Annotated in this window: 21 protein-coding genes and 2 pseudogenes; 10 read left to right on the forward strand and 13 right to left on the reverse strand. The window is 72.0% G+C overall.

Annotated features, from left to right (window positions below; genetic code table 11):
• Window positions 1–814, forward strand: a pseudogene (locus HYE82_RS02240) (hypothetical protein); the annotation flags it as partial.
• 30 nt (window positions 815–844) lie between these two features.
• Here HYE82_RS02240 and HYE82_RS02245 read toward each other — a convergent pair.
• From HYE82_RS02245 to HYE82_RS02255, 3 genes are all read right to left on the reverse strand, one after another.
• A complete protein-coding gene (locus HYE82_RS02245; RefSeq protein ID WP_179172226.1) occupies window positions 845–1,606 on the reverse strand; it encodes an NPP1 family protein in 762 nt (253 codons plus the stop codon).
• A gap of 535 nt (window positions 1,607–2,141) precedes the next feature.
• Entirely contained in the window at window positions 2,142–3,590 is a 1,449-nt protein-coding gene (locus HYE82_RS02250; protein WP_179172181.1) for an amino acid permease, read from the reverse strand.
• A 104-nt stretch (window positions 3,591–3,694) separates the two neighbouring features.
• A complete protein-coding gene (locus HYE82_RS02255) occupies window positions 3,695–4,642 on the reverse strand; it encodes an NmrA/HSCARG family protein (RefSeq protein WP_179172182.1) in 948 nt (315 codons plus the stop codon).
• Window positions 4,643–5,187: 545 nt separating this feature from the next.
• Here HYE82_RS02255 and HYE82_RS02260 point away from each other — a divergent pair.
• Window positions 5,188–5,802, forward strand: a complete 615-nt coding sequence (locus HYE82_RS02260) for a hypothetical protein (RefSeq protein ID WP_179172183.1) — start codon at window positions 5,188–5,190, stop codon at window positions 5,800–5,802.
• Window positions 5,803–5,948: 146 nt separating this feature from the next.
• Here the strand turns inward: HYE82_RS02260 and HYE82_RS37565 are convergent.
• A pseudogene (locus HYE82_RS37565) lies at window positions 5,949–6,199 on the reverse strand (GNAT family N-acetyltransferase); the annotation flags it as partial.
• A 187-nt stretch (window positions 6,200–6,386) separates the two neighbouring features.
• Here HYE82_RS37565 and HYE82_RS02265 point away from each other — a divergent pair.
• Window positions 6,387–6,812, forward strand: a complete 426-nt coding sequence (locus tag HYE82_RS02265) for a VOC family protein (RefSeq protein WP_179172184.1) — start codon at window positions 6,387–6,389, stop codon at window positions 6,810–6,812.
• A gap of 384 nt (window positions 6,813–7,196) precedes the next feature.
• Window positions 7,197–7,721: a nucleotidyltransferase domain-containing protein gene (locus tag HYE82_RS02270; protein WP_309144168.1), complete on the forward strand. Its 525-nt coding sequence runs from the start codon at window positions 7,197–7,199 to the stop codon at window positions 7,719–7,721.
• Window positions 7,722–7,816: 95 nt separating this feature from the next.
• Here the strand turns inward: HYE82_RS02270 and HYE82_RS02275 are convergent, their stop codons facing one another.
• Together HYE82_RS02275 and HYE82_RS02280 are read right to left on the reverse strand one after the other, a co-directional pair.
• Complete coding sequence (locus HYE82_RS02275; RefSeq protein ID WP_218782172.1) at window positions 7,817–8,383, reverse strand: hypothetical protein; 567 nt, start codon at window positions 8,381–8,383, stop codon at window positions 7,817–7,819.
• A 243-nt stretch (window positions 8,384–8,626) separates the two neighbouring features.
• The gene (locus HYE82_RS02280) at window positions 8,627–9,418 is read right to left on the reverse strand and encodes an SDR family oxidoreductase (RefSeq protein WP_179172187.1); all 792 of its coding nucleotides are present in this window, start codon (window positions 9,416–9,418) and stop codon (window positions 8,627–8,629) included.
• 164 nt (window positions 9,419–9,582) lie between these two features.
• On the opposite strand from HYE82_RS02280, the gene HYE82_RS02285 reads away from it, so the two are divergent.
• Complete coding sequence (locus tag HYE82_RS02285; RefSeq protein WP_179172188.1) at window positions 9,583–10,224, forward strand: TetR/AcrR family transcriptional regulator; 642 nt, start codon at window positions 9,583–9,585, stop codon at window positions 10,222–10,224.
• A 407-nt stretch (window positions 10,225–10,631) separates the two neighbouring features.
• Here HYE82_RS02285 and HYE82_RS02290 read toward each other — a convergent pair whose 3' ends face one another.
• The 3 genes from HYE82_RS02290 to HYE82_RS02300 all read right to left on the reverse strand — a co-directional run bounded on the left by HYE82_RS02290 (window position 10,632) and on the right by HYE82_RS02300 (window position 12,480).
• On the reverse strand, window positions 10,632–11,165 hold the full coding sequence (locus HYE82_RS02290; RefSeq protein ID WP_179172189.1) for an AAA family ATPase: 534 nt from the start codon (window positions 11,163–11,165) through the stop codon (window positions 10,632–10,634).
• Window positions 11,166–11,462: 297 nt separating this feature from the next.
• Window positions 11,463–11,801, reverse strand: coding sequence for a divalent-cation tolerance protein CutA (cutA, locus tag HYE82_RS02295; protein ID WP_309144169.1), 339 nt, complete (start codon window positions 11,799–11,801; stop codon window positions 11,463–11,465).
• A gap of 82 nt (window positions 11,802–11,883) precedes the next feature.
• Window positions 11,884–12,480, reverse strand: coding sequence for a TetR/AcrR family transcriptional regulator (locus HYE82_RS02300; protein WP_179172190.1), 597 nt, complete (start codon window positions 12,478–12,480; stop codon window positions 11,884–11,886).
• Between the two features lie 93 nt (window positions 12,481–12,573).
• Between HYE82_RS02300 and HYE82_RS02305 the strand changes: the two genes are divergently transcribed.
• Window positions 12,574–13,362: an SDR family oxidoreductase gene (locus HYE82_RS02305; protein WP_179172191.1), complete on the forward strand. Its 789-nt coding sequence runs from the start codon at window positions 12,574–12,576 to the stop codon at window positions 13,360–13,362.
• 77 nt (window positions 13,363–13,439) lie between these two features.
• Here HYE82_RS02305 and HYE82_RS02310 read toward each other — a convergent pair whose 3' ends face one another.
• Complete coding sequence (locus HYE82_RS02310) at window positions 13,440–14,951, reverse strand: SulP family inorganic anion transporter (protein ID WP_309144170.1); 1,512 nt, start codon at window positions 14,949–14,951, stop codon at window positions 13,440–13,442.
• Window positions 14,952–14,986: 35 nt separating this feature from the next.
• Complete coding sequence (locus HYE82_RS02315; protein WP_179172193.1) at window positions 14,987–15,607, reverse strand: carbonic anhydrase; 621 nt, start codon at window positions 15,605–15,607, stop codon at window positions 14,987–14,989.
• A gap of 644 nt (window positions 15,608–16,251) precedes the next feature.
• Between HYE82_RS02315 and HYE82_RS02320 the strand changes: the two genes are divergently transcribed.
• Window positions 16,252–19,038: a LamG-like jellyroll fold domain-containing protein gene (locus tag HYE82_RS02320; RefSeq protein ID WP_179172194.1), complete on the forward strand. Its 2,787-nt coding sequence runs from the start codon at window positions 16,252–16,254 to the stop codon at window positions 19,036–19,038.
• 13 nt (window positions 19,039–19,051) lie between these two features.
• Here HYE82_RS02320 and HYE82_RS02325 read toward each other — a convergent pair whose 3' ends face one another.
• Window positions 19,052–21,418, reverse strand: a complete 2,367-nt coding sequence (locus HYE82_RS02325) for a tetratricopeptide repeat protein (protein ID WP_179172195.1) — start codon at window positions 21,416–21,418, stop codon at window positions 19,052–19,054.
• 236 nt (window positions 21,419–21,654) lie between these two features.
• Between HYE82_RS02325 and HYE82_RS02330 the strand changes: the two genes are divergently transcribed.
• From HYE82_RS02330 to HYE82_RS02340, 3 genes are all read left to right on the forward strand, one after another.
• On the forward strand, window positions 21,655–22,071 hold the full coding sequence (locus HYE82_RS02330) for a hypothetical protein (protein ID WP_179172196.1): 417 nt from the start codon (window positions 21,655–21,657) through the stop codon (window positions 22,069–22,071).
• 319 nt (window positions 22,072–22,390) lie between these two features.
• Window positions 22,391–23,008: a TOPRIM nucleotidyl transferase/hydrolase domain-containing protein gene (locus HYE82_RS02335; RefSeq protein WP_179172197.1), complete on the forward strand. Its 618-nt coding sequence runs from the start codon at window positions 22,391–22,393 to the stop codon at window positions 23,006–23,008.
• Window positions 23,009–23,175: 167 nt separating this feature from the next.
• Window positions 23,176–23,553 (forward strand): hypothetical protein, encoded by a 378-nt coding sequence (locus HYE82_RS02340; protein ID WP_179172198.1) that lies wholly within the window; start codon window positions 23,176–23,178, stop codon window positions 23,551–23,553.
• 59 nt (window positions 23,554–23,612) lie between these two features.
• Here the strand turns inward: HYE82_RS02340 and HYE82_RS02345 are convergent, their stop codons facing one another.
• Window positions 23,613–24,557: a LysR family transcriptional regulator gene (locus HYE82_RS02345; protein WP_179172199.1), complete on the reverse strand. Its 945-nt coding sequence runs from the start codon at window positions 24,555–24,557 to the stop codon at window positions 23,613–23,615.

The raw sequence follows: 24,557 nt of genomic DNA on the forward strand, positions 1-24,557 counted from the left end.
CGATTCGGCCCGTTACAGCACCCTGCCGGATGCGATGCCGCTGGTCAGCCAGCATGTGCCGGAGATTCCCTACCTGGCGGTGGCGGTGCATTACGCGGGACTGCCGACGGCCGGGGCGCACGGCTGGGTGCGGGTGGAGGCGGAGTCCGGCACCTGGCCGGCGTCCGCCGTGACCCCGGGTGAGCGGCTGTACCGGAGAGTGGCGGTCGCCGGGTGGCATCACAGCGCCGTCCGGCTGGGTCAGGAGCTGGACGCGTGGGCACGGCGCACGCATGCCGACGCGGTCGTCGTCGCCGGGGACGCCTGGGCGGGCAACGTCCTGGTCCGGCGGCTGCCGCACGCCCTGCGTGACAAGGTCGTACGGGTCGGGGGCACGATCGCGACGGACAGCCGGCGGGCGCTGCTCGAACCGCAGCTCGGCAGCGTGTTCCGCGGCCGGATCGCCGCGCACGACAGGGACCTGGCCGACATCTTCATCGGCCGCCGGGCCCTCGGCGGGCCCGTGGCCGAGGGGCTGGCGGCCGTCGTCGCCGCCCTCCAGCGCGGCCAGGTCTCGGCGCTGCTGTTGAACGGTCCGCCCGCCCCCGCGCTGCGGCTGTGGACCGGCCCGCTGCCCACCCAGCTCGCCCTGACCGAGGAGGAGCTGGTCTCCTGCGGGGTGCGGGCGCCCCGCGAGGAAGCCGCCGACGAGGCCCTGTTGCGGGCTCTCGTCGGCACCGCCGCCGAGCTGGTCGTCGTACCGGAGGAGGAGCTGCGGCTGGGCGGGGGCATCGGGGCGCTGCTGCGGTACGCCGACGCCGGCACCTCGGTCTGACGGGCGTCCCACGCCTGACCGGAGCCCGCGTCACCGGTACGGGTCGAAGGGGATGCCGGCCGGCTTGGCCTCGGCCAGGTGCGACTGGAAGGCCCCGTCCTTCAGGCCGAAGTGCGCGCTGCCGAAGTCGGCCTGGCTGAGCTTGTCGCGCAGGGTCGGGGGGTAGCCCGACCAGCCGACGAGTGCCGGGAACTGCCAGGCCCGCCTGTGGTTCTCCGGGGGTTCGTCGTTGTTGTTCGCGGCGCGGAAGCAGTGCGTGCTGATGCCGTCCTTGTGGTAGACGATCTTGGGGTGGGTGCCGTTCCAGCGGATCTGGTCGCGGGTGTGGAGGTTGAAGTCGCCGTGGGCTGACGTCGCGACGTACTTGGCCTCGTTGTTCTGGATCCACACCACGACGTGTTCCCAGTCGTGGCGGTGGCCGCCGAGGCTGACGCCGGGGAGAGCCTGGTCCTTCTCGAAGTACAGCGCGTACATCACGGCGCACCATCCGTTGTTGCAGGTCGCCCGCGAGTATCCGTTGGTGTTGTCGAGGTCCGAGGCGTCCCGGCAGCTGCCGTTGAGGGCTCCGGTGGGGTTGAGGCCGCCGTTCAGGGAGCCGTTCGGGCCTATCGCGGGTGTCGGGTAGCAGCCGTCGGTGTCGTAGTCATAGGCGGGCTGGAAGTCCAGCTCCATCGGTTCGGCATGGGCGGGCAGTGCGGAGGGTGGCGCCGCGAACGCGGTCTGGGGGACGCCGACGAGCAGGGTGAGCGAGGCACCGACGACTACGAGCGATCTCCGGACGTGGCGGTTCATCCGCACAGCGGGCCTCCTGGCCAGGGGTGGGGGGCGGCATACGAGCCCGCCCACCACGGGGCGGCGCACGCCCGGAGCATCATTCGCGAACCTCGTCGGCGGGGCAAGGGTTCGGGACGGCAAATCTGTTGCCCATGCCGCGAGTTGAGGTCGGCGCGCCCATGCCATGGCGGATGTTTGTGACGTTTCGCCAGGGGTCGTCTGCGGCCACCCGGCCGTGCGCGCTTGCCGCGGGACGGGTGCGGGCTCGGCGGCCTTCCACCGCACCCGGCTTCGGGCGTCACGAGACAGCCCCATGCCCCACGTCCCACCCGCGGCCTCCACGCGTGCCGGCAAGGCGCGATGCGCACACGTCACACCTTGTTCGAGGTTCCGGACGACTCGGAGGTCGTCGCCCTCCCCTGCGCCCTCCACTGCGCCCTCGACTCCGGCTTCGTGTCGGAGACGGGCAGGGGGACATCGAGTGGCCTCCGGAGGCGGCGCAGGCCGCCCGGCCACGCGAGGTGGCGGGCGGCTTCGTGTCTGCGCCTGCGGTCTACGCCGGCGGGCGCTCGCCCCCGGTCGTGTCCGTAGCGCGCCCCGCCAACTTGGAGTGGCGGTAGGAGTAGCCGAAGTAGATGATCAGCCCGATGAGGAACCAGACCAGGAAGCGGAGCCACGTCTCCACGCGGAGGTAGGTGATGAGCCAGATCGAGGCGATGACGCCGACCGCGGGGGTGATGGGCATGAGCGGTGTGCGGAAGGAGCGGTGCAGGTCGGGGCGCCGGTAGTGGAGCACGATGACGGCGGTGCACACGACGGCGAAGGCGAGCAGGATCCCGATGTTGGTGAGTTCCGCTGCCTCGCCGATCGGCACGAAGCCCGCGATGACGGCGGACGCGACGCCGACGATCCAGGTGACGCGGGTCGGGACGTGCCGGGTCGGGTGGGTCTTGGCGAACCAGTGGGGCAGCAGTCCGTCACGGCTCATGGAGAACCACACGCGGGTCACGCCGAGCATGAACGTGAACATCACCGTGAGGATGCCGATGATCGCCCCGACCGCGATGACGTCGGCGACCACGGGCAGCCCGACCGCCTTGAAGGCGGTGGAGAAGCCGCTCTCCGGGTCGATCTCCGTGTAGCTCTGCATGCCGGTCAGGACCAGGCAGGCGAGCACGTACAGCACCATGGCGATGGCGAGGGAGTAGATGATCGCCCGGGGCATGTGCCGTTGCGCGTCCTTGGACTCCTCCGCCGCCGTGCTCATCGCGTCGTAGCCGAAGACCGCGAAGAAGACCGTGGCCGCGCCGGTGAAGGCACCGCCCACGCCGAACGGGAAGAAGGGCGTGTAGTTGTCGGTGTTGATGTGGAAGAAGCCGACGACGATGACCAGCAGTACGACCAGCACCTTGAGGGCGACGACGGCCGTCTCGAACCGGGCCGCGCTCTTCATGCCGAGGTTGAGCAGGTAGGCCGTGAACAGGCACAGCACGGCCGCGATGAGGTCGAAGCGGTGCCCTTCGCCGGTGCCCGGGGCCCCGAGCATCCAGGTGGGCAGAGCGGCGCCCGTCTCCTCCAGCAGGAAGTTGAAGTATCCGGAGATGCCGATGGCGACCACCGCGACGATGGCCGTGTACTCCAGCAGCAGGTCCCACCCGATGAACCAGCCGGCCAGCTCGCCCAGGACGGCGTACCCGTAGGTGTAGGCGGAGCCGGCCTTCGGGATCAGGCCGGCGAACTCCGCGTACGAGAACGCTGCCGCGGCGCTGGCCACACCGGCGATGAGGAAGGAGAGCAGCACTGCCGGTCCCGCCACGCTGTTGGCGACCGTCCCGGCGAGTGTGAAGATGCCGGCGCCGATGATGCCGCCGACACCGATGGCGGTGAGCTGCCACAGACCGAGGGTCCGGGTGAGCTGCTCACTGGCCGGGCCTTCGGGTTCTTCGATGTGCTCGATCGGCTTGCGACGGAGTACGCCCTGCCCTGACCACAGCGAAGGCATGTTCCGCTCCTTTCCGCCTGGGGTGACGGGCGCTCATCATCGCGGAAGGACCGCGGTGGCGGAATTAGGCGCTCCGGTTGCCTGCCCCCTGGGGGAGGTGTGTTTCAGGCCAGGTGGAACTCGTCGCGGTGCGCGGTCAGCCAGGTTCTGAAGTCCTGGAGGCCGGGGTGGAGTGCGCGGACGGCATCGAGGTCACGGGCGGCGGTGAAGGCGTGCTCGCAGTCCGCGTAGTACTGGAACATGTTGCCGGCCTCGTCCGCGCCGGGGAACCCGAGGGCACGGAAGGCGTCCGGTGTCAGGGGCCGGTAGCGCACCGGCTGTCCGAGTACGTCGGTCATGGCGGCGGCCATGTCGGCGACGGGCAGGTGCTCGCCGGCGATGCTGATCGTGGCGGCGATGAAGTCCGTGCCGCCCTTGAAGACGGCCAGGGCGGTCTTTCCGATGTCGTCGACGGCGATGCCGGAGAGCCTGCTGTCGCCCATGGGGTAGACGAGTTCGAAGGTGCCGTCCTCGGCCCGCTGCGGGCCGAACATCGACAGCAGGTTCTCCCAGTAGAACGTGGCCCGCAGGAAGGTGGTGGGAACGCCGGCGTCGGTGAAGAAGTGGTCGGCTTCCGCCTTGGCGTCGAAGTGCGGCACCTTGTACGAGCCCTGCAGCGTGGGCATCCGGTCGTCGTCGAGCGGAATGCACGCGCGGGTGTCCTCCAGCGTGGACCAGATCGCGTGCTGCACTCCGGCGTGTCCCGCCGCCCGGGCCAGGGCCTGCGCCTGCGCCTGCTCGTGGGCCGCGGACATGTCCTCCCAGAAATTGGTCACCAGGAAGGCGCCGTAGGCGCCTTCCAGGGCCGGGTGCAGGCTCGCCTCGTCGTCCATGTCGGCGCGGACGACCTCCGCGCCGCGCCGTTCCAGCTCTCTCGCCCGGTCCGAATCCGGCCTGCGGGTCACCGCCCGCACCGCGAAGCCGCTGTCCTCGTCCTCCAGGACGGCACGGGCCACGGCCCCGCCCTGATGGCCCGTCGCGCCGAACACGGTGATGATCTGCTTGCCGTCCATCGCCAGCACCTCTTCCCTGCCGCAGCCGCCACAGAACCTGCCAGTGAAACCTACGGTCGGGAAACGCCTCATCCGTGCCGCACACGCCGACGCGCCTGCGCATGACGCCCACTGCGCGGACCTCCGCCGCCCCCGCCGTCCCCGGTTCCCCGGTCGGGGACCGGAGGGGAGCCGTTGCCGGTCGGCCCGACCGAGGACTGCCGACACGAGGGCGCGCGCGTACGCGGTGTCGAGTCCGTGCGGGCGGAAGAGGGTGCGGTACATCAGGGGCGACGACGTGTTCGACGACCGCTGCGTCAGGGCGTCGCGGCCCACCCCGGCGCTGAGTTCGCGTACCGCGGCGTGGACATCCCGGGCACTCGCTTCGCGCCGCCCACCGCCGGCCGTGTCGTCTCCCACGAGGGCCCCACCGCTCTCCCCCGTCCCGGCCGGCGCGCGCTGAACCGGTCTTCGGGCCGGTCCCGCACCCGGACTCGGGGGTGTTTCAGGGATGCGTCAGGGCCTTCCCCGAGGATCCGGGCTGCCAGCACGAGCATGATCATGCCATGTCGACCACAGCCCGCCAGTGGAATTTCTTCACCATCGGTCCGCTCTGCATGACGGCCTACGGAATCATCCGCCTCACCGATCCCACACACGGCCCCGGCCTCGCCTGGAGCCTCGGCCATCTCGCGCTGCTGGCGGCCGTACTGGCCCTCGTGCCGGTGATCTGGCAGCTGCGGCGGTGGGCCGCGGCCGGGCGCGGGCCGGCGGCACGCCTGCTCGCCGGCGCCGCGACCACCGCGGGTCTGCTCGGCGCGGCAGCGGCGACGGCGCAGACCGTGATCGACCTGGTGGTCGGGTTCCTCTGCGCGGACCGGGAGGCCATGAACGTCATGTTCGACGGCGTCAGGAGCCACCCCGGGGTGACGGCCGCCGTCTACAGCGTCGGCCCGCTGCTCTTCTACGTGGGCCTGGTCCTGCTCACGGCCCAGCTGGCGGTCCTGCGGCGGATCTCTGCCTGGCGGCCGCTCGTGGTGGTCGCGGGCATTGCCGTCACGGCGATGAGCCTGGATCTCCTTCCCCTGGGCGGGCTGTTGCTGCTGCTGGCCCTCGCGCCGCTGGGCCGGCAGCGGCGCCTCGCGGCCGCCGGTGCGGCTCGGAGCCGACCTCACGGCTAGTACCGGCTGCAGATCGTGATCTTGCTGGTGGGGCCCGTATGCCCACTGTCCGCCGACATGCCGCCGGGCACCGGCAAGCGGTCCGGGCCTGCCCTCGGACCGGACCGCTCACCTCGTGCTGCTCCTCGCCGGGCCGCGTGGCCCGCCGGGTGGAAGTTGATGCGTCACGCGGGGAAGCCGGTAGCCGGCCTTGGCAAAGTTCACGGCCACGGGAGTTGGCCCGGTCCGTCGCTGCGCTGATGAACTCCGCGCCCTGCTCGTCGAGGAGGTGGGCGCACTCCGCGAAGAGGTCGTAGGCACAGCCGCGACCGCGCTGTTCCGGAATGACGCCGATGAAGCCTACGGTCGGGCCGGGAGGGTTGTGGGCCGGGATGTGAATGCCGGCCGGGTCGCCCTCCCCAGCCGCCGGGCAGGTCGATCTCGAGTTCGACCTGCCAGGGAGCGGAGCGCAGGAGTGCGGCCCCGGCGTCCTCGGAGGAGCTGCTCGGCAGTCTCCGCCGAGCAGCCGATCTTCGTCACACCGCTGATCGTCACCGGCGCGCCTGTTGCCGGGCCTTTCGCTCGCGGGTTGGCACAGTGGGGGCATGAGCGCGAAGAGCGGCGACATTCTGGCCCGAGGTCGTGTGGCGACCCGGCTGCCTGCCCAGGATCTGGACCGGGCCCGGCGTTTCTACGCCGAGCAGCTCGGGCTGGAACCCGTGGACGAACGGCCCGGCGGGCTGTTGTACCGGTGCGGTGGCACGGAGTTCGCCGTGTTCGCGTCGACGGGGGCCTCGCCCGGCACGTTCACCCAGATGGGGTGGGAGGTCGACGACCTGGAAGCGGTCGTGTCCGCGCTCAGGCAGCGCGGAGTGGCCTTCGAGGACGTCGATGTCCCCGGGTTCCGCACGAGGGACAAAATCGCCGAGATCGACGGGAACTACCCGAGCAAGGGCGCGCGGGGCGAACGCGCCGCCTGGTTCCGTGACAGCGAGGGCAACCTGTTGGGCATCGGCGAGCCCGTCGTGTGAGCCGGTCCCCCGCGAAGACGGCCGCGGGCAGGTCGGCGAAGGTCGGCGCAGATCCAGTGGAGGCTCGACGGCGCCCGTCCCGGGCCGGGCCGCCGCGATGAACCATGGCGCCCGTCCCGGGCCGGCCCGCCGCGATGAACCTGAAACCGCCCGCTGCCGGCATCCGACGGCATGCGCCACATCGGTCGGGCCCTGGCCGGGACGCCTGGATGCCGACGACGCCGGGATGCACGCCGCGGTGTCCTTCCTCACCGCCTTCCCGGACGGCATGGCGGCACGCATGACGACAAGGGGAGCGTGGCAGCCACTGCAGGCAGCGTACGCCGCCCCCGCTGCCGCAAATCGACCTGCTGCGGTTCGAATTGCCGCGTAGCGTGCACCGCTGTGGACAGGGAACGCAGCGCCCGGCAGCTTCGGCTGATCGGCGAGACGGTGGACATCACAAAGGCCCTCGGCGTGGAGGTATGGCTCCGTGGGGGTTGGGCCATGGACTTCTTCATCGGAGAGGTCACGCGTGACCACGAGGACATCGACTGGTTCGCCTGGGCGGAGGATGCCGCTGCTCTGACCGAAGCCCTGATGCGTTCCGGCTGGCAGCCGGTGCCCGGGCCGCCTTCCGGCCAGCAGGTCGATTTCGCCAAGGAGGGCGTGGAGAGCAGCTTCGCCCTCCTGGACAGGGACCGGTACGGGCGCGTTGTGGTCGCCGGCGGGCCCTGGGTCGGGGAGCTGTGGCCGGAGGGCATGCTCGCCGGCTCCGTCGGCGGGGTCGGGGCCGTGCGGTGCCGGATCATCAGTACCGGCGCCCAGATCGAGATCAAGCGCATGACGCCGGTCTGGGTTCCGGGCCGGCCGCGGCGGACCAAGGACGCCGAGGACATCGCCCGGCTGGAGGCGGCACTGCGGGCGTAGCACCGTACCCGGCCCGACGGCTTGTGCAGCGCCCGGCGGTTTCGGGGCGGTGGCGCGGCGCCGGGGCGCCCTGGGGTGCGCGCCCCGGCGCCCCTTCAGCCGGCGCTGATGGCTGCGACGTGGGCGGTGCCGTCGCGGGGGGCGGTGATGTGGACCTGGCCTGCGGAGAAGGCGTCGCGGCCGTTCGGGCCGGGGATCCGGGCGAAACCGGTCCAGGAGCCGTCCGGCCGCCTGGTGTCGTGCCAGGCCCTGCCGTCGCGGCCGACGGCGACGACCTGGGCCGAGCCGTCGGGCATGCCCGCGACGTCGACGGCCCTGGCCCCGAGGGCGGGAGTGTTCATGCCGCGCGGCGGCCGGAAGCCTGTCCACGTACCGTCGGGGCGGCGCACCCGGTGGTAGACCATGCCGTCGAGTCCGATGGCGGGCACCTGTGAGGACCCGTCCGGCAGCCCGGTGATCGCGAGGTCCGGGCCCGAGAAGGCCGGGGCTCCGTTGTAGCCGGCGAGCCGCTCACAGCCGGTCCAGGTTCCGTCTGCACGCCGGATGCAGTGGCACATTGCTCCGTCGGTGCCACGGGCGATGATCTGGGCGCAGCCGTCGGGCATGGCGGCGATCGCCGCCTTCGTCGCACCCCGGCGGCCAGCCGTCGAGCCGCCGGACACGACCCGGAAGCGGGTCGGGTGCCGCCGGCGCCGCACCGCTGGTGGTAGAGCGTGCCGTCCATGCCGACGGCCGCGATCTGGCCGGTGCCGTCGGCGTCCCGGCGCCCGAGCGGGGAGACGCTGCTGTCGTCGTGGCGTGCTGCGGGTCGCGCGGGCAAGCCGTCCATCGGTCGCCTTTCCGTTCTCGGGTCCGGGCGGGGGGATATGGGCGGGATGGGCGCGGTGCGGTGCGGTGCGGGCGCGTCAGCGGGTATCGCGCTGGGCGTTCACGATGGCCGCAATGGTGCGCTCGACGCCCATCCGGCCCTGCACCTTCTCCGCGAAGCCGGGGAACTGTCCGGCGATGGCGCTCAAGAGCTTCAACTCGGCGGGGGCCACGTTCACTTCGCACAGGTTGCGTTCGACGGCCCGGATGACGCCGGCGGACACCTGCGCCGGGGAGACCGTGCGCACGCCGGCCGGGGGCCTGGCTCCCGTCGCGGCGAACATGCCCGCCTCGCGCACGAATCCGGGCTGGACGAGGGACACGCCCACACCCGTGCCGTGCAGGTCCTGGCGGAAGGCGAGGGCGAAGCCGCGCAGGCCGAACTTCGTCGCGTTGTACAGCGAGGACGACCTGCTGGCCGCCTTGCCGGAGATGGATCCGACGAAGGCGATGTGACCCCGGCGGGCCTCCACCATCCGGGGGGCGAGCAGGCGCGCCAGCAGCACCGGTGCGTGCAGGTTCACGGCGAGGGCGCGTTCGATCTGGGCGGGTGTGTAGTCCAGTACGACCCCGCTCGACGGCAGCGCCGCGTTGGCGACGAGTACGTCGACATCGGCGCATTCCGATGCGAGGCGCTCAACGTCGGAGGGGTCCGCCAGGTCCGCGACGACGGCGCGGGCCCCGAACCGGTCGGCGACTGCCTTCAGCGCGTCCTCTCTGCGTCCGGTGAGGACGAGAGCCGCACCCTTCGCGGCCAGCGCCTGCGCGAGCGCCGTCCCGAGGCCCCCGGTGGCTCCGGTCAGCAGAACCGTCGATCCGTTGACACGCATCCGTACCGCCCTCTCATTCGTTCGTTCGAACGAACTGGACCCTAGAGGAGGAGCGTCCACGGTGTCCATGGCGCGACGGGCCGACATCCGTGCCCGGGAGCCCGGTCCGGCGCTCGGGCACCCGGTTCGTCAGGCGGTCTCCGCAGGGTGCGACCATTGCGGGCATGGAGAAGGCAGCCGACACCCGCCAGCGCATCATCGACGCCGTCCTTCGGATCATCGGCGACGAAGGCATCGCCGCGCTGAGCAACCGGCGGATCGCGAAGGAAGCTCAGGTGTCCTTGGGCTCCGTCACCTACCACTTCGCCACCCAGCACGAGCTGCTCCGCGAAAGCCTGCTCCACTTCGTGGCCCAGGAGACCCGGCACTTCACCGAACTGGCCGAGAACTGCGCCACCATCGCCTGCCTCGACGTCGAAGGGGCGGCCGAGCTGGTGGAAACGGTCGCGGGAGGCACCGCCTTCGACAGTCGGCACATCGCACCGTTCGAGCTGTACGTCCAGGCCGGGCGCGACGAGCGGCTCCGGGCCGCCGCGTCGGACTGCTTCGCCGCCTACGACAGGCTCGCCCACGGCATCCTGGAGCGCCTCGGCCTGCCGAACCCCCAGCGCCTCGCCGGCGCCGTGGTGGCGCTGGTCTTCGGGCAGCAGCTGAGGCGGCTGGCCACCGGTGCGCCGGCCGAGGAACTCGTGGACACCCTCCTGCTGCTGACCGGGAGCGCGGTCGGCACGGGCGGGGGCGCGGCGCAGGCCGACCGAGCGCACCGGGATCCTGCGACAGGCCGGCCCCTCGAAGGCCACCGCTGAACCAGCGGCCCAGCCTGTACGAGGGGCCGAGCACAAAGGCCGAAATCGGGCGTCCGCCTTCGGTTTCCCGCCGGTGCGCAGGAACGGGCGGCCCTTGCGCAGTCCCGCGATCCTCGTCGCCCGGACCGCGATCCGCCCGGTCCGGCGGGCTCGGGGTTCAGCCGAAGCAGACGGCCAGGGGACGTGTTCTGCTCCGTGAAGGGGCCTTCAGTTCGTGCATCGTCGCCCACGCGGCTGCAGCAGCCGTCCGGCGGGGCGAACAGCACCCGTTCCGGCCGGGGCCACCGCCGGTCCCGGACCCCGCGGGCAGCGATCCCGGCCGCACGTCGCGAAGCGCACCGGCGGCAGGCCGGCCTGTTCGGGCAGCACGGCGTGTGCCGCCGGAACTCCCCGCCTCCGGCGTGCCCTCAGGCACCGACGTGGTCGAGGACGGCCTCGGCGAGCTCCTGCGGTGTCAACTCGCCGTCCAGCAGGACGGTGTCCTGCGGCAGGGAATCCACGGCGGCCAGACAGGACGGGATCCTGGACTTGCACCAGGCGCGGACCCGTTCGTCCTTGTCCGGGTCGCCGGGAGTGAGACTGCGACTGTCGATGCGCTTGAGCAGGACCTCTTCCGGCACGTTCAGGAAGAAGTGGTGAACGTTGATTCCCGCCCCGTCCAAGGCATCGAATATCTCGCCGAGATAGGCCGGGTCGACCAATGTCATCGGCACGAGCAGCGGCCTCTGATACTCCTCGGCAAGCCCCGCAGCCATGTTCGCGACCTGGCGTCGCCACTGCCGCAGGTCCTGGAAGTCGCCCGTGGGGACCTCGACGATCTCCCGGAGCACGAAACCGATCATCTCCGGATCGAAGACCAACGCCTCCGGCCAGCGCGCACGCAGTTCCTCGACCAGCGTGCTCTTTCCGCTGCCGAAGGCACCGTTCACCCAGACGATCACAAGCGCTCCCCTCATGGCGTCACCGACGCGCGGCGTGACGAGCACCCCACGGGTGCACGTCAGTTCCCACGCGTCCCACCCGCTTGAGGTTCCCGGGGAGGCGGCCGGCCGGGGCCGGAGTCGGCTGTCACGGAGCTGCCGACCCGTTCGGTGTACTGCGCAGACCGGCGCAGGGAGCCGGTCTGCGCGGTCGCAGGACGCCGGGTGCCTGGCTCGGTGCGTGTTCGCCCCGCCGCAGGGGCCCGCACTCGAACGGGGTGTCGCGGCAATTCCCGCCGCGGCACCCCCGCACCCGTGTCAGGCGCCGCCCCGGGTCTCGGTCTGCGCCCACGCCAGATACGCCTCCGTGGCGCCGGTCGCCGGCAGGACGATCCACTGCGGCACCTCGTAGGGGTGCCGAGCGTGTGCCCACTCCCGCAGCTGCTCCACCCGGTCCTCTGTGGTCTTGAAGGAGATCCGGTACTCCCGCTCGTGCTGCACCGCGCCCTTCCACCAGTAGAAGGCGGTCATGCGCGCGTCCACGTGGGCCCCGGCGGACAGCCGGGCCTCCACCGCGCCCCGCGCCAGCTCGTACGCCTTCGACTCGTCGTCCACCGTGGTCTGTACGATCACGATCCGGTTCTCGCTGCCGGCCACTCTGCCTCCTCGGTCGGTGCCCAGGCTCTCACAGCCGACAACCGCCGCCGGGTGCCGCCGTCCGGGCCGGTCACCGGGCCGGTCACCGGGGCGTGGCCGCGAGGCCGCGCAGCAGGACGTCGAGCGTGAGGTCCGTCGCCTCGGACAGCGACGCGTCCTCCAGGAGGGAGGCGACCGCGAGCGTCGCCAGGCCGTGCAGCGCGGAGAAGGCGACCTGGGCCAGGCGTCCCGGGTCGTCCGCCCGGACGACGCCCTGCCGCTGCCCTTCGGCGATCAGCTCGCCGGCGATCTCCAGGCTGCGGCGCCCGAGTTCGCGCAGTTCCTCGCTGGGGTCGTCGGAGTGTTTGACGGTGAACATCAGCTCGAGCAGGGGCGCGTGCGCGACGGCGAAGTCCACGTACGCCCGCCCCAGGACTTCCAGTCGGGCCGGCACGGGGCCGGGGGCCGCGGCCGCGGCGCGCAGGCGTTCGTTCAGCCGCGTGAAGCCGTTGACGGCGAGGGCGTCGAGCAGGGCCCGGCGGTCGCGGAAGTGGCGGGCCGGCGCCGCATGGCTGACTCCGAGGTCGCGTGCGAGGGCCCGTAGGGACAATCCGTCGGCGCCCGAGGCCACGAGGACCTGCTCCGCCCGTTCCAGCAGCGCGGCCCTGAGGTTGCCGTGGTGGTAGGACCCGTCGGCCAAGACGACCCCCCTTCGAATGTTGTCATTGACTACAAAGCTGACTCTGTCTACATTCGATTATGGACCAGCCGCCCTGAGAGGGAGTAGTTCGCGATGCCCATGACGTACGAGAACACCGTGGCCCTCGTCACCGGGGCGAGCGCCGGCCTCGGCGTCGAGTTCGCCCGCCAGTGGGCCGAGCGCGGTGCCGACCTCATACTCACCGCCCGCCGTATCGACCGCCTGGAGACGCTCGCCGCCGACCTGGAGGGCCGGTACGGCGTGAAGGCCCACGTGATCGCCTCGGACCTGGCGCAACCGGGCGCCGCGACCGCTTTGCGCGACGAGATCGCGGGCCGCGGCCTGACGGTGCAGACACTGATCAACAATGCCGGCTTCGGCAGCCACGGCCCGGTCGCCGACCAGGATCCCGCGCAGATGGACGAGATGATCAGGCTGAACGTCCTGGCCGTCACGGAGCTCACCCGGGCGTTCCTGCCCGGACTGGTCGCCGACGGCCGCGGGGCTCTGGTCAACATCGCCAGTGTCGCCGCGTACCAGCCGACCCCGGCCATGGCCGTGTACGGCGCCACGAAGGCCTTCGTCCTGAACTTCACGGAGGCCGTGGCGTACGAGACGCGGGCCTCGTCTCTGCGTGTCCTGGCCGTCTCGCCGGGGCCCGTGAGCACCGAATTCTTCGATGTCGTCGGCAGCCGTGACGCGGCCGTGGGCCGGATGGCGACGCCCGCACAGGTCGTGACCGCCGCGCGGCGGGCGCTGGAGCGCCGCTCGGCCCCTCCCAGCGTGGTCGTCGGACTGGGCAACCGTCTCTCCGCGCTCGCCTCGGCGCTGGCGCCCCGGCGTGCGGTGCTGGCCGTGGCCGGGCGCGCTCTCAAGGCCTGATCCGGCCCCGCCCGCACGCTCGGGCTTCTACCGCACCGGTCGGCGGGGATGCCGTCCGGAGTCAGCCCACGACGGAGTCAGCCCGCGACCTGTGCGGAGGCAGTGGGGCCACCGTCCGGCCCCGCGTATCCGGTCATCCGCACCGGTTCCGTCCCGGCCGGGTTGTGGCGCGCCGCCCAGCTTTCGAGGGCTGCCCTGCAGGCGTGGTCCAGGTGCCGGACGTCCGTCAGGTCGAGCTCGATGGGCTGGTCCTTCGGGAGTGCCTCCAGGGACTGCAGGATGCGGGGCAGGCGGAGGAAGGTGGCGTTGCCGGAGAGGGTCACCACGATCCGTCCGCCGGTGAGTGCGCGCGTCTCGACATGGACGTGGGAGGTCTCCCACGCCGACTTGGCCACCGCCAGCACCAGCCCGAGCACCACCCCTTCGAACATGCTGGTCGTGAGGATGGCGACGGCCGTGATCGCGAGGATGGCCAACTCGCCGCGGTGCCCGCGCCACAGCGCGATGAGTTCCTTGACGGGGATCAGTTTGCAGCCCGCGTGGACCAGTACGCCTGCGAGGGCCGCGAGCGGGATGATCCCGATCGCGACCGGGAGCAGCGCGGTGAACATCAGCAGCCACAGTCCGTGGAGGATGCGGGAGGCCTTGGTCTTCGCGCCCGCCTGGACGTTGGCGGAGCTGCGGACGATGACCGCGGTCATCGGCAGGGCACCGAGTGCACCGCACACGGTGTTGCCGATGCCCTGGGCGACGAGTTCCTTGTCGTAGTGGGTGCGCGGGCCGTCGTGCATCCGGTCAACCGCCGCGGCGCTGAACAGCGATTCCGCCGACGCGATCAGGGCGAAGCCCAGGACGGTGCCGAGCACGGCGGTACTGCCCAGGGACGTGAGATCGCCCAGGGCGGGCGGCTGGATCGCCTCGACGAGTCCCTGCACCTGCACGCTGGCGACGTCCAGGCCGCCGATCGCCGTGGCGGCGGTGGCGAGGGCCACGGCGGCCAGCGGGGCGGGCACCAGCCGCACTCTGGCGGGCATCCGCTTCCACCCGACGAGGACGGCAATGGTGCCCAGGCCGACCGCGAAGGAGGTGAGCGCGTTTCCGCCGGCGGCGATGTCCCCCGCCAGACCCGCGGTGCCGAGGACCTTCTCCGGGCCCGAGCCCGGCTGTTTGACACCGGCCATCGTGTACAGCTGCCCGAAGACGAGCACGAGTCCGATGCCGGCCAGCATGCCCTGCACGACGGACACGGAGATCGCCCGGAACCAGCGGCCGAACCGCAGCAGACCGAGCCCGATCTGGAGCATTCCGCTGGCCAGGACGATGGCGCCGAGCATGCCGAGGCCGAATTCCCGTACCGCTTCGAAGACGAGCACGGTCAGGCCGGCCGCCGGGCCGCTGACCTGCAGGGCGCTCCCGGGCAGGAAGCCCACCACCAGTCCGCCGACGATGCCGGTGATCAGGCCGAGTTCGGCGGGCACGCCCGAGGCCACGGCCACCCCGACGCAGAGCGGCAGGGCCACGAGGAACACCACGAGTGAGGCGAGCACGTCCTGGCGTACGGCTGCAGGGTTCCCGAAAACGGCAAGCACGATTGACTGTCCTCCCGATTTCATGCCGCGCCGGTTCACAGGACACCGAACGCCGGAGTGCCGTCTTCGGCCCGGTGCACCCTCACGGAGCCGGTGTGCACCTCGTAGTACCAGGCGTGCAGTCCCAGCCGGCCCGCCTCGACGCCTTCCTTCACACAGGGGTAGCCCCGCAGCGTCTCCAGCTGTGCGAGGGCGTGGGCCTGCACGGCCTCCGCGACGTCGGACGAGTTCTCCGCCAGTGAGCGGACGGCCGCGTCGGGGGGTACGGCCTCGTCCAGCCAGTCGCGGACGGCCGGTACGGAGGAGAGGTCCTCACCGCGGACCACGGCCCCTATCGCGCCGCAGTGGGAGTGCCCGCAGACGATGACGTCGCGGACGCCGAGCACGCGGACGGCGTACTCGACGGTGGCCGCCTCACCGGTGGGGCGGCCGTCGTCGGGGTAGGCAGGGACGATGTTGCCGGCGGTGCGCAGCTCGAAGAGCTCGCCCGGGCGTGCGCCGGTGATCAGAGCGGGTACGACGCGCGAATCCGAACAGGTGATGAACAGTGCTTCCGGGGACTGCCCCGCCTCCAAGGTTTGGAAGTGTTCGGCGTGCCGGGGGTCGGCTACATGAGTGGCCGAAAAGGAACGCGCATTGTCGATCAGGGACTTCATGATGGCCTGCCTCCTGCGCCTGCGCGGCTTGGGGCCGGGGCGCGGTGTGGTCGGGTCGGGGTCGGTCAGGAGGTGTGGACGGGCGTGACCGGTTTACGTCGACGCCATGCCCTGGGGACATGCCCACACCCCACTGCGGCTCATTCTGGTTCGCAGCCGCAACTCACACTTTACTATCACATTGCCTTGTGGCGACAGCTTGTTTGTTGTCAGAAGCAGTACAAAAATGGGCACTTGGAGGGAGTCGACACTCCATTCGAACCGTCACCCGTTCCCCACGGACCAGCCGCTTCGCACCAGGGATCAGGACCGAGGTCCGCCGCCGACACCTCGGGTGCGGTCGGCGCACCGGCTGCGCGGGGGACTGAGCACCCGTCAGCAGGTCATTGGGGGCCGCACACTGTGTCCCAACTTCGTAACGAGACCGCTCCCCACGACCTGCCCCGTGGGCACCCGTACACTGCAACTCGCTTGCGTGACAGGCAATTTGACTGTTCATCATTTCCTGCCGGAAGGTGACGTTCAGGCATCCAGGGGTCCGTTCCCGTTTGTCCGGATTCGCTGGCGCGCCCGTCTGGCAGGCTTTCGGCACCCCACTCCTCCGAGCTTGGCCGTCAAGCCGAGTGAATAGCCCTGGGGGGCTTATGCGTAGATCCAGAGGGCTGACTGCCGCCCTCGTCCTGTCACTGGCCGGTGCCGGAACCGGGCTGGGCCTGGCGCTGATGCCGCAGGCGTCCGCCATCACCTCGCCGGTGGCGTTCACCGCCGACAACCTGCCCACCTGGCAGCCGAACGGCATCGTGTGGGCGATGGCCCAGGCGAACGGCACCGTCTTCGCGGGCGGCACCTTCTCGGCGGTCCGCCCGCCCGTCGGCACCGCCGGCGCCGAGCAGGAAGCGGTCAACTTCGTGGCACTCGACGCCGCGACGGGCAAGCCCGCCTCGTGCAAGCTCGCGTTCACCCTCCGCGAGGGGACCGCGACCGTCCGCACCCTCGTCGTCTCCAAGGACAAGAAGACCCTGTACGCAGGCGGCTACTTCGGCGCCGTGAACGGCACCCCGGTCGCCAACGTCGCCGCGATCGACATAGAGAGCTGCACGCCGAAGGCGGCCTTCCACCCGGGCTTCGCTGCGACCGTACGCGGACTCGCCGTCTCCGACGACACCCTGTACGCGGCCGGCGACTTCAACGCCGTCCAGGGCCAGGTCCGCCAGAAGTTCGCCGCGGTCGACGCCGGCACGGGTGCGGTGAAACCCTTCACGGCCAACGCCGACGAGTCGGGCCGCGCCATCGAGCTCACGCCGGACGGCAAGAACGTGCTGCTCGGCGGCGACTTCTTCACCGTCAACGGCGCCAACAGCCACGCCCTCGCCGTGGCGGACGCCACCTCCGGCGCCGTGAAGAAGACCTACGGGAGCGCATTCCACCCCCTCTCGGTGGTCATGGACATCGCCACCGACGCGAACGGCTTCTACACCGGAAACCAGGGCAACGGCGGCGGCGTCTTCGACGGCCGCGCCGCCTTCAACCTGACCGACCTCAACGAGAGGTGGCGCGACCGCTGCCTCGGCGCCACCCAGCAGGTCCTGCCGTACGACGGCGTCCTCTACAGCTCCTCCCACGCGCACAACTGCTCCACCGAGATGGAGTTCCCGGAGGAGGGGAAGCGCCGCTACCTGATGGCGCAGCCCACCCGGCACAAGGACGGTGCCGCCCCGGCGCCGGTGGACGGCTTCGTCCGAGGTCCGCGCAAGCTCGGCTGGTTCCCCGCCGTCAACGGCGGCATCGGCGAGGGCGTCGGCCCGCGCGTCATGGCCGTCGCGGAGAAGGGCGACACGAAGTACATGTGGGTCGGCGGTGAGTTCACCACCGTCAACGGCGCCGAGCAGCAGGCCCTGACCCGCTTCGCCTCCACCGGCGACCGCGGTGCCCCGACCACTCCGGTCGCCAGCGCCGACAGCGTCAAGCCGGGCGAGGCCCAGGTCCGCTGGCGCACCGGCTACGACGCGGACGACAGCAAGCTGACGTACCGCATCTACCGCAACGGCTCCAGCACCCCGGTCCACACCATGACCGCCGAGTCCCTGGAGTTCGAGCGGCCGCAGGCCTCCTGGACCGACACCACCGTCAAGGCCGGCCAGTCCTACACCTACCGGGTCACCGCCACCGACGCCGCCGGCAACACCAGCGCCCTGTCGGCCACCGCCTCCGTGACCGTCCCGACCACGCAGCAGGCCTACCCGGCCCAGGTCCGCGCCGACGGCGCCCAGCTGTACTGGCGCTACGACGACACCGTCAGCCCGTACGCGGCCGACTCCTCCGACGGCGGCAACACCAGCGGCGTCCAGGTGGGCGCCCCTGCCCTGCGGCAGACGCCCGGCGCGCTCAGCGGCACCGGCACGGCGATGGGCTTCAACGGCACCAGCCAGCAGGTGTACAGCGACCACCACCAGACCGTCCCGACCACGTACACCATCGAGACCTGGTTCAAGACGAACACCACGCGCGGCGGCAAGCTCGTCGGCTTCGGCAACAACACGAAGTACACCAGCGGCGCCTACGACAAGCACATCTACCTGACCGATGCCGGGCGTCTGGTGTTCGGCGTGTACAACGGCTCACCGCGGACGATCGCGACCGGTTCGTTCGACACCTACAACGACAACAAGTGGCACCACGTCGTCGCCACCCAGGGCCCGGCGGGCATGGCGCTGTACGTCGACGGCCGGAACAAGGGCACCCTGAACGTCACGGACTCCACCCCGTACACGGGCTACTGGCACGTCGGCGGCGACAACCTGTCCGGCTGGCCGAACCGCCCCACCAGCAACTTCTTCGCCGGCCAGATCGACGAGACGGCCGTCTACCCGAAGGTGCTCACCGCGGCCCAGGTCAAGAACCACTTCGACCTGGCGAAGGCCCCCTCCGACACGGTCTCCAAGGTCACCGCGACCGAGGACACCTACGTCAACCAGGGCGCCCCGAGCGCCGCCAACGGCGCCGCGACCTCCCTCGCCGTCCGCGGCAACCCGGGCTACGAGACCTACCTGCGCTTCAACGTGCCGGCCGCCCCGGCCGGACAGGTACTGAAGTCCGCCTCCCTCCAGGTCAAGACCTCCACCCAGAGCGGGGCCGGCACCGCCGACACCGTCTCCGTCGTCCCGGTCACCGGCACCTGGAGCGCCGACACCACCTCCTACAACACCAAGCCGGCCGTGGGCACCACCCCGCTGGGCAGCTTCGCCGCCATCCCGGACGGCTCGGCCCTGCACACCGCCCCGCTCGACACCGCCGCCGTCACCGCGGCGCTCGGCACCAGCTACGGCGTGGCGCTGGCCGGCCCCGGCACCGACGCCCTGTGGCTGTGGTCGAAGGAGTCGACCGCCGCGGACGCCGCTCCGCAGCTGATCCTCACCTTCGGCCCGAAGTAACCGCAGGAGAAGCTCAACCCCGTCGCCCGGCTTCGGCTTCGGCTTCGGCTTCGGCTTCGGCTTCGGCTTCGGCTTCGGCCAGGGAATCCCGTACGGTCCGCTCGCGCGGGTCCTGGAGCGAGGCGTAGAGCTCCAGGGCCCGCCGCAGTGCCCGACGGGCCTGCGGGGCACGGCCCCAGGCCCGGAGGCAGATGCCCAGCTGGTGCAGGGCGTGCGCGGTTCCGGCGCGCATGCCCGTGCGTTCGTGGAGGTCGATGGCCGTCCGGTAGCACACCTCGGCCCGGCCGTGGTCCCCCATGTCCCGGTGTGCGGTGGCGATCAGCGTCCAGGTCGAGGCCTGGAACCACAGCGAGCCGTGCGTACAATGGAGTTCCTCCGCCCGCTCCAACGGGGCTACGGCCTGTTCGGGCCGGCCGAGCGCGAGCAGTACCTCGCCGACGCCGCTGAGGGCCACGGCCGTTCCCCAGGTGTCGCCCGCGCCCGCGGAGAGCTCCACCGCGCGGGCGATACGGGCGTCGGCTTCCGCGTCACGCCCTTGCCGTACGCAGGACATCGCGTACGCGACCAGTGCCGTGATCTCCCCGACCGCGTCGTCTGCCGCCGCGAACCGCTCGACGGCTCGCCTGTAGTGCTCGTCGGCCCGCATGTGGTCCCGAAGCCCGGCCCGGGCGGCGGCGAGCACGCTTTCGGCGCAGGCCACCGCGCGCGGCCCGGCGCCTTCTGCGGCCTTCCGGGCCACGGTTCCGACGCTCAGCAGGTCGCCGTGGTGGTGGCGCAGGTACAAGAAGGGCCACAGGGCGTACGGCAACCGCCACGCCACCGGGCTCCCGGCCGTCAGGGCGGCCTCGACGCACGCCTTCAGGTTCGCCCTCTCGCCCTCACACCACTGCAGCGCCTCCGTCAGCGAGGCGAACCGCAGCGGCACGCACCGGGCGGGCGTGTCCGCGGTGTCCACGCGGTGGCGTGCCCGGCCCAGCAGCACGTCCGCCACCGCTTCGGCGGAGTGGGCGTACCAGGCGAGGACCCGGGCGGTGGCGGCCTCCGGCTCCTCCCGGGGTTCGTCGGCCCGGACGCATTCGCAGGCGTAGTCGCGTACCAGGTCGTGCATCCGGAAGCGGCCGGGCCGCACCTCCACCACCAGGTTCGCGGCCCGCAGCTCGCCGAGGAGCCGACCGGCCGCCGCGGCCGGCTCCCCCACGAGGGCGGCCGCGGCCTCCACCCCCATCTCGGCGCCCGGATGCAGGGCGAGCAGCCGGAACGCCCGCGCCTGGTCGGCCGGGAGCGCCCGGTAGGACCAGGCGAAGACCGATCGCACCGCGGTGCCGTTCTCTCCGGGCACCGTCAGGACGTCCAGCCGCGCACCTGCGGTGTCCGGTTGCCCGGTCAGTGCGGCGGTGAACGGGTCACCCCACTCGATGACGTGCTCGGCGGCGATCCGCATGGCGAGGGGCAGGCATCCGCAGTACCGCGCGACGGCCGACAGCGCGGCGTCCGTGTCGTCCGGGACGGCGGCGGTCGCCCCGGCCCGCGGTGCGGCCGCCGCCCGGGCCGAGGGCGTGGTCCGCCCGCCGAGTGCACTCCGCAGGAACCCCACGGCCTCGTCGAGGGGCAGCGGCTCCAGGCCCACCCGCAGGGCGCCGTGACGGACGCTCAGGGCGGTCAACCGCCGTCGGCTGGTGACGACGGCCAGGCTGCCGCCGACGGCCGGCAGCAACGGTGCCACCTGGGCGGCACCGGCGGCGTCGTCGAGCACCACGATCACCCGGCGCTGCGCGAGCATGCTGCGGACCAGGGCCATCCGCTCGGCGGGCTCCACCGGAACGGTCTGCGGCGGTCGCCCCAGGGCGTGGAGCAGGCCTGATGCCACCTCCTGCGGGGCCGCCCGGTTCCCGGACGGACCGTGTGCGCCCAGATCGGCGAAGAGCGTCCCGTCCGGCCACGACGGGGCCAGGCCTCCGGCGAGCGCGACGGCGAACGTCGTCTTGCCGACACCGCCCATCCCGTCGACCGCTATCACGGCGGGCCCGCAGTGCCCGTGGAGGAAGTCCCGGGCCCGGCCGACCTCCGCCTCCCGGCCCCACATCCGACCCACGGCGGGCAACTGGGCAGGGACCGGGTTCCCGGTAAGGGGCTCGTCCGGTACGGGTGGGGCTGCCGCGTCGTCGGAGTGCTCGGACAGGAGCCGGTCGTGTACGAGCCGGGCCAGTTCGTCGCCCGAGCCCATGGCCCGGTCGCAGCGCTCGGCGAGTTCGAGGGTGAGGGGGCGCAGGCCGTTCTCGACTCGGCTCAGATAGCTCTTGCTGTAGTGGACCTGCCCGGACAGCCGGGCCAGCGACCAGCCGCGCCGGCCGCGCAGCGCACGGAGGTGCTCGCCGGTCAACGCCTCGCGGCTCCTGTGCGTTGCGGCCTTCGGCTCAGACGCGCCATTCGCTTTCCTTCCGAACCGCTGCCGGTCGTTGCCAAGGACGGTTGGCAACGACCGGCAACGCTCCACGAGGTCTCCCGGTGCGTCAACGGCCTTACGGTCGTTGTGTGCCGGATCAGGACACGGGGGCCTGTCCGGCACACCCCCCTTGCCACTCTTCGAAACGGCCACATCCAGTCTCAGGAGCGATCATGACGTTAGCCATCCTCCGCCGCCCGGCGCTCGCCGCCACCGCCCTCGCGCTGGCCGGTGCCGCACTGACCAGCGGTACGGCCAGCGCCGCCCCGGCGCCGACCGCCTCGGGCTACTGCCACGTGTCGGGGCTCGGCGGCGACTACATCTGCGAGTACGGGGAGTCCTGGCAGACCTACCCCAACGGGCAGCGGCAGGTGTTCATCGTCGGCACCGACTTCGCGGTCTGGACCCGCTACAGCCACGCCGACGGCAACTGGAGCGGCTGGCAGTCGATGGGCGGCAGGGCCGCCAGCGGGGTGCGGGTCGAGGGGAACAACACCTGGAACCCGACCATCTCCCACGTCGGCACGGACGGCGACCGCTGGTACCGCCACCGCCTGATCAGCGGCTCCTGGACCAACTGGCAGAAGTGAGCGCGGCAGGCCCCGCGCGGCGGCCCCTGCGGCAGCGTCCGTGGGGGCCGCCCCCGTGTGCGGTGCCCGTCGTCCCGGCTCCCCGCCCCGGTGTCCCGGCGTGCACGGCGTGCGTGTGTATCCGGCCGGGCGCGGTGCAGCAACAATGACCGAAGATCATCTGCGCGGCCCGGCAGCCCGCAGCCGACTCCCTCACCGGCCCCCGGGGCCCTGCTCGGGATCCCGGCGTCGCAGCCGCCCTCGGCCCCGATCGCCGGTGACCGACGCCTTGATCGAAAACCCCTGGCCCGGCGGCCGGAAAGAGCGGAGACTCCCAGCCATGACTGACATGGCGTCGTTCCGGGAGGCGGTCACCGCGTGGGCGGCCGGTGGCGGCAGCGACCGGGCGCGCGAACTGGCCGCGCGGCTGGGCGTCCGGACGGTCGTCCTGCTCGAAGGGCTGAGTGACGTCGCAGCGGTGAGCGCGCTGGAGGCGCGCCGCGGACGGGACCTTGCGGCCGAGGGAGTATGCGTCCTGTCGATGGGCGGTGCGATGAACGCGGGGCGGTTCGCCGGGCTCCTCGGACCGGCCGGATTGGGCCTGCGGCTCACCGGACTGTGCGACGAGCGGGAGCGCGGCTACTACGCCCGCGGCTGGGAGCGTGCCGGTGCGGCACCGGAGGGGTTCTTCGTCTGCGCGGCGGATCTGGAGGACGAGCTCATCCGCGCACTGGGCGTGACACGGGTGGAGGAGCTGATCCGGGCAGAGGGGGATCTGCGCGCCCTGCAGACCTTCCGGCGCCAGCCGGCCCAGCAGGGCCGCGCCCCGGAGCAGCAGTTGCGGCGCTTCCTCGGCACCAAGAAGGGGCGCAAGATCAGCTATGGGCGCGTTCTCGTCGGGGCGCTCCCCCGCGATCGCGTGCCCGCCCCGCTCGACGGCCTGTTCGCCGTCCTCTGACCTGCGCGCGGGTTTGCCATCCCCCGGGCTGTCCGGGCCGGACGGGTGACGTTCGGTCCCGGTTGGCCGAGCCGGGTCGGCCCGGGGGTCGCGCGGCGGGGTGGGTCGGAGACGCTGGTGGGACCGCCCGCGGCTCGCCGGGGTCGCCGTCGCCAGGAGTGTGAGTCATGCGCCGTTCCGTTCCCGTCGTGCTTGCCGCCGCCGCCCTGACCGGGTGGGCCGCCGCCCCCGCCGCCGCGTCGGACCCGACGCCGATCACCTCGCCGTACGTCCAGGCAGCGGCGGAGGTCACCGCCGGGGGCGTGCTGAAGCGGGCGAAGAACGTCGCCTGGGTGCGCCGGGTCAACACAGGCCGGTACTGCGTCCACATCGACGACCAGGTGAACCTCGCGTTCAGCGTGGTGCAGGTCGAACTGCCCAACTCCAACCGGCGCAGCTTCAGCACCACCCCCAACCCCGTCTGCGGCACGAACGCCGTCACGGTCTACGCGTACGACCTCAACGGCAGCTACGTCGACAACGCCTTCACGGTCGCCGTGCTGTAGCCGCGGGCCAGTTGTCCGCGCCGGTGTCCGGGGACCTCAGGCGCGAAGATGCCCGTGTCTCAGCCGGCCGCCCCTTCGCCGGACCGGCTGACGAGCATCATGGGCAGGGCCTCGCGCAGACGGTCGAGCAGGACCCGGGCCGCGGGGCTCGCGGGGCCGCTCGCCCGGCAGGCCAGTGCGATACGTGCGCGGATGCCGGGACGGACGATGGTCAGCACCCGCAGCCGTCCGTCGCAGGCTGAGCCGTTCTCACCTGCCGGCAGCACCGCCACGCCCAGGCCCCGGGCGGCGAGCTGCGTGAGGACCTGGGGTGCTGCGGCCTCGAAGGTGACGCGGGGGCGGAATCCGGCCTGTGAGCAGGCGCGTTCGAGTGCGGCGCGCACTCCGGTGCCGCGCGGCAGGCAGATCAGCGCGCGGTCGCGGAGCTCGGCCAGCGAGACGGTCGTACGATCGCCGACCCCGGCCAGGAGCGGGTCTCCGGGCGCGGCGACGACGGCCAGCGGGGCATCGATGACGGTCTGGAGGGACAGGCCGGGCGGGGGCACCTCATCGGTCGGCCCGAGGAGGGCGATGTCGAGCTCACCGGCCAGGAGGGCTGACTGCATCCGCTCCGAGGTGTCCTCGGTGAGCGCGATCTCCAGGGCGGGGTAGGTGTCGCAGAAGTCCGCGAGGAACGAGGCGATGTCGAACGCGTGGCCGGTGGCTCCGGATACGAGCCCGAGCGAGACCCGGCCGCGCAGGAGGCCCGTGAACGCGTCGGCCGTCTGCTGCACCGCATCCGCCGCGGCCAGCGCGGCCCGGGCGTACGGCAGGACCGCCCGGCCCGTCTCGGTCAGCGTCACCGACCGGTGGGAGCGGTCGAGCAACGGCTGTCCCAACTCCCTTTCCAGCTGGCGTATCTGGGCGCTCAAGCCGGGCTGGGCCAGGTGCAGGCGGGCGGCCGCGCGGGTGAAACCGCCTTCTTCGACGACGGTGACGAAGTAGCGCAGCTGACGGAGTTCCAT

The sequence above is a fragment of the Streptomyces sp. BR123 genome (assembly GCF_013401435.1).
Classification (GTDB): domain Bacteria; phylum Actinomycetota; class Actinomycetes; order Streptomycetales; family Streptomycetaceae; genus Streptomyces.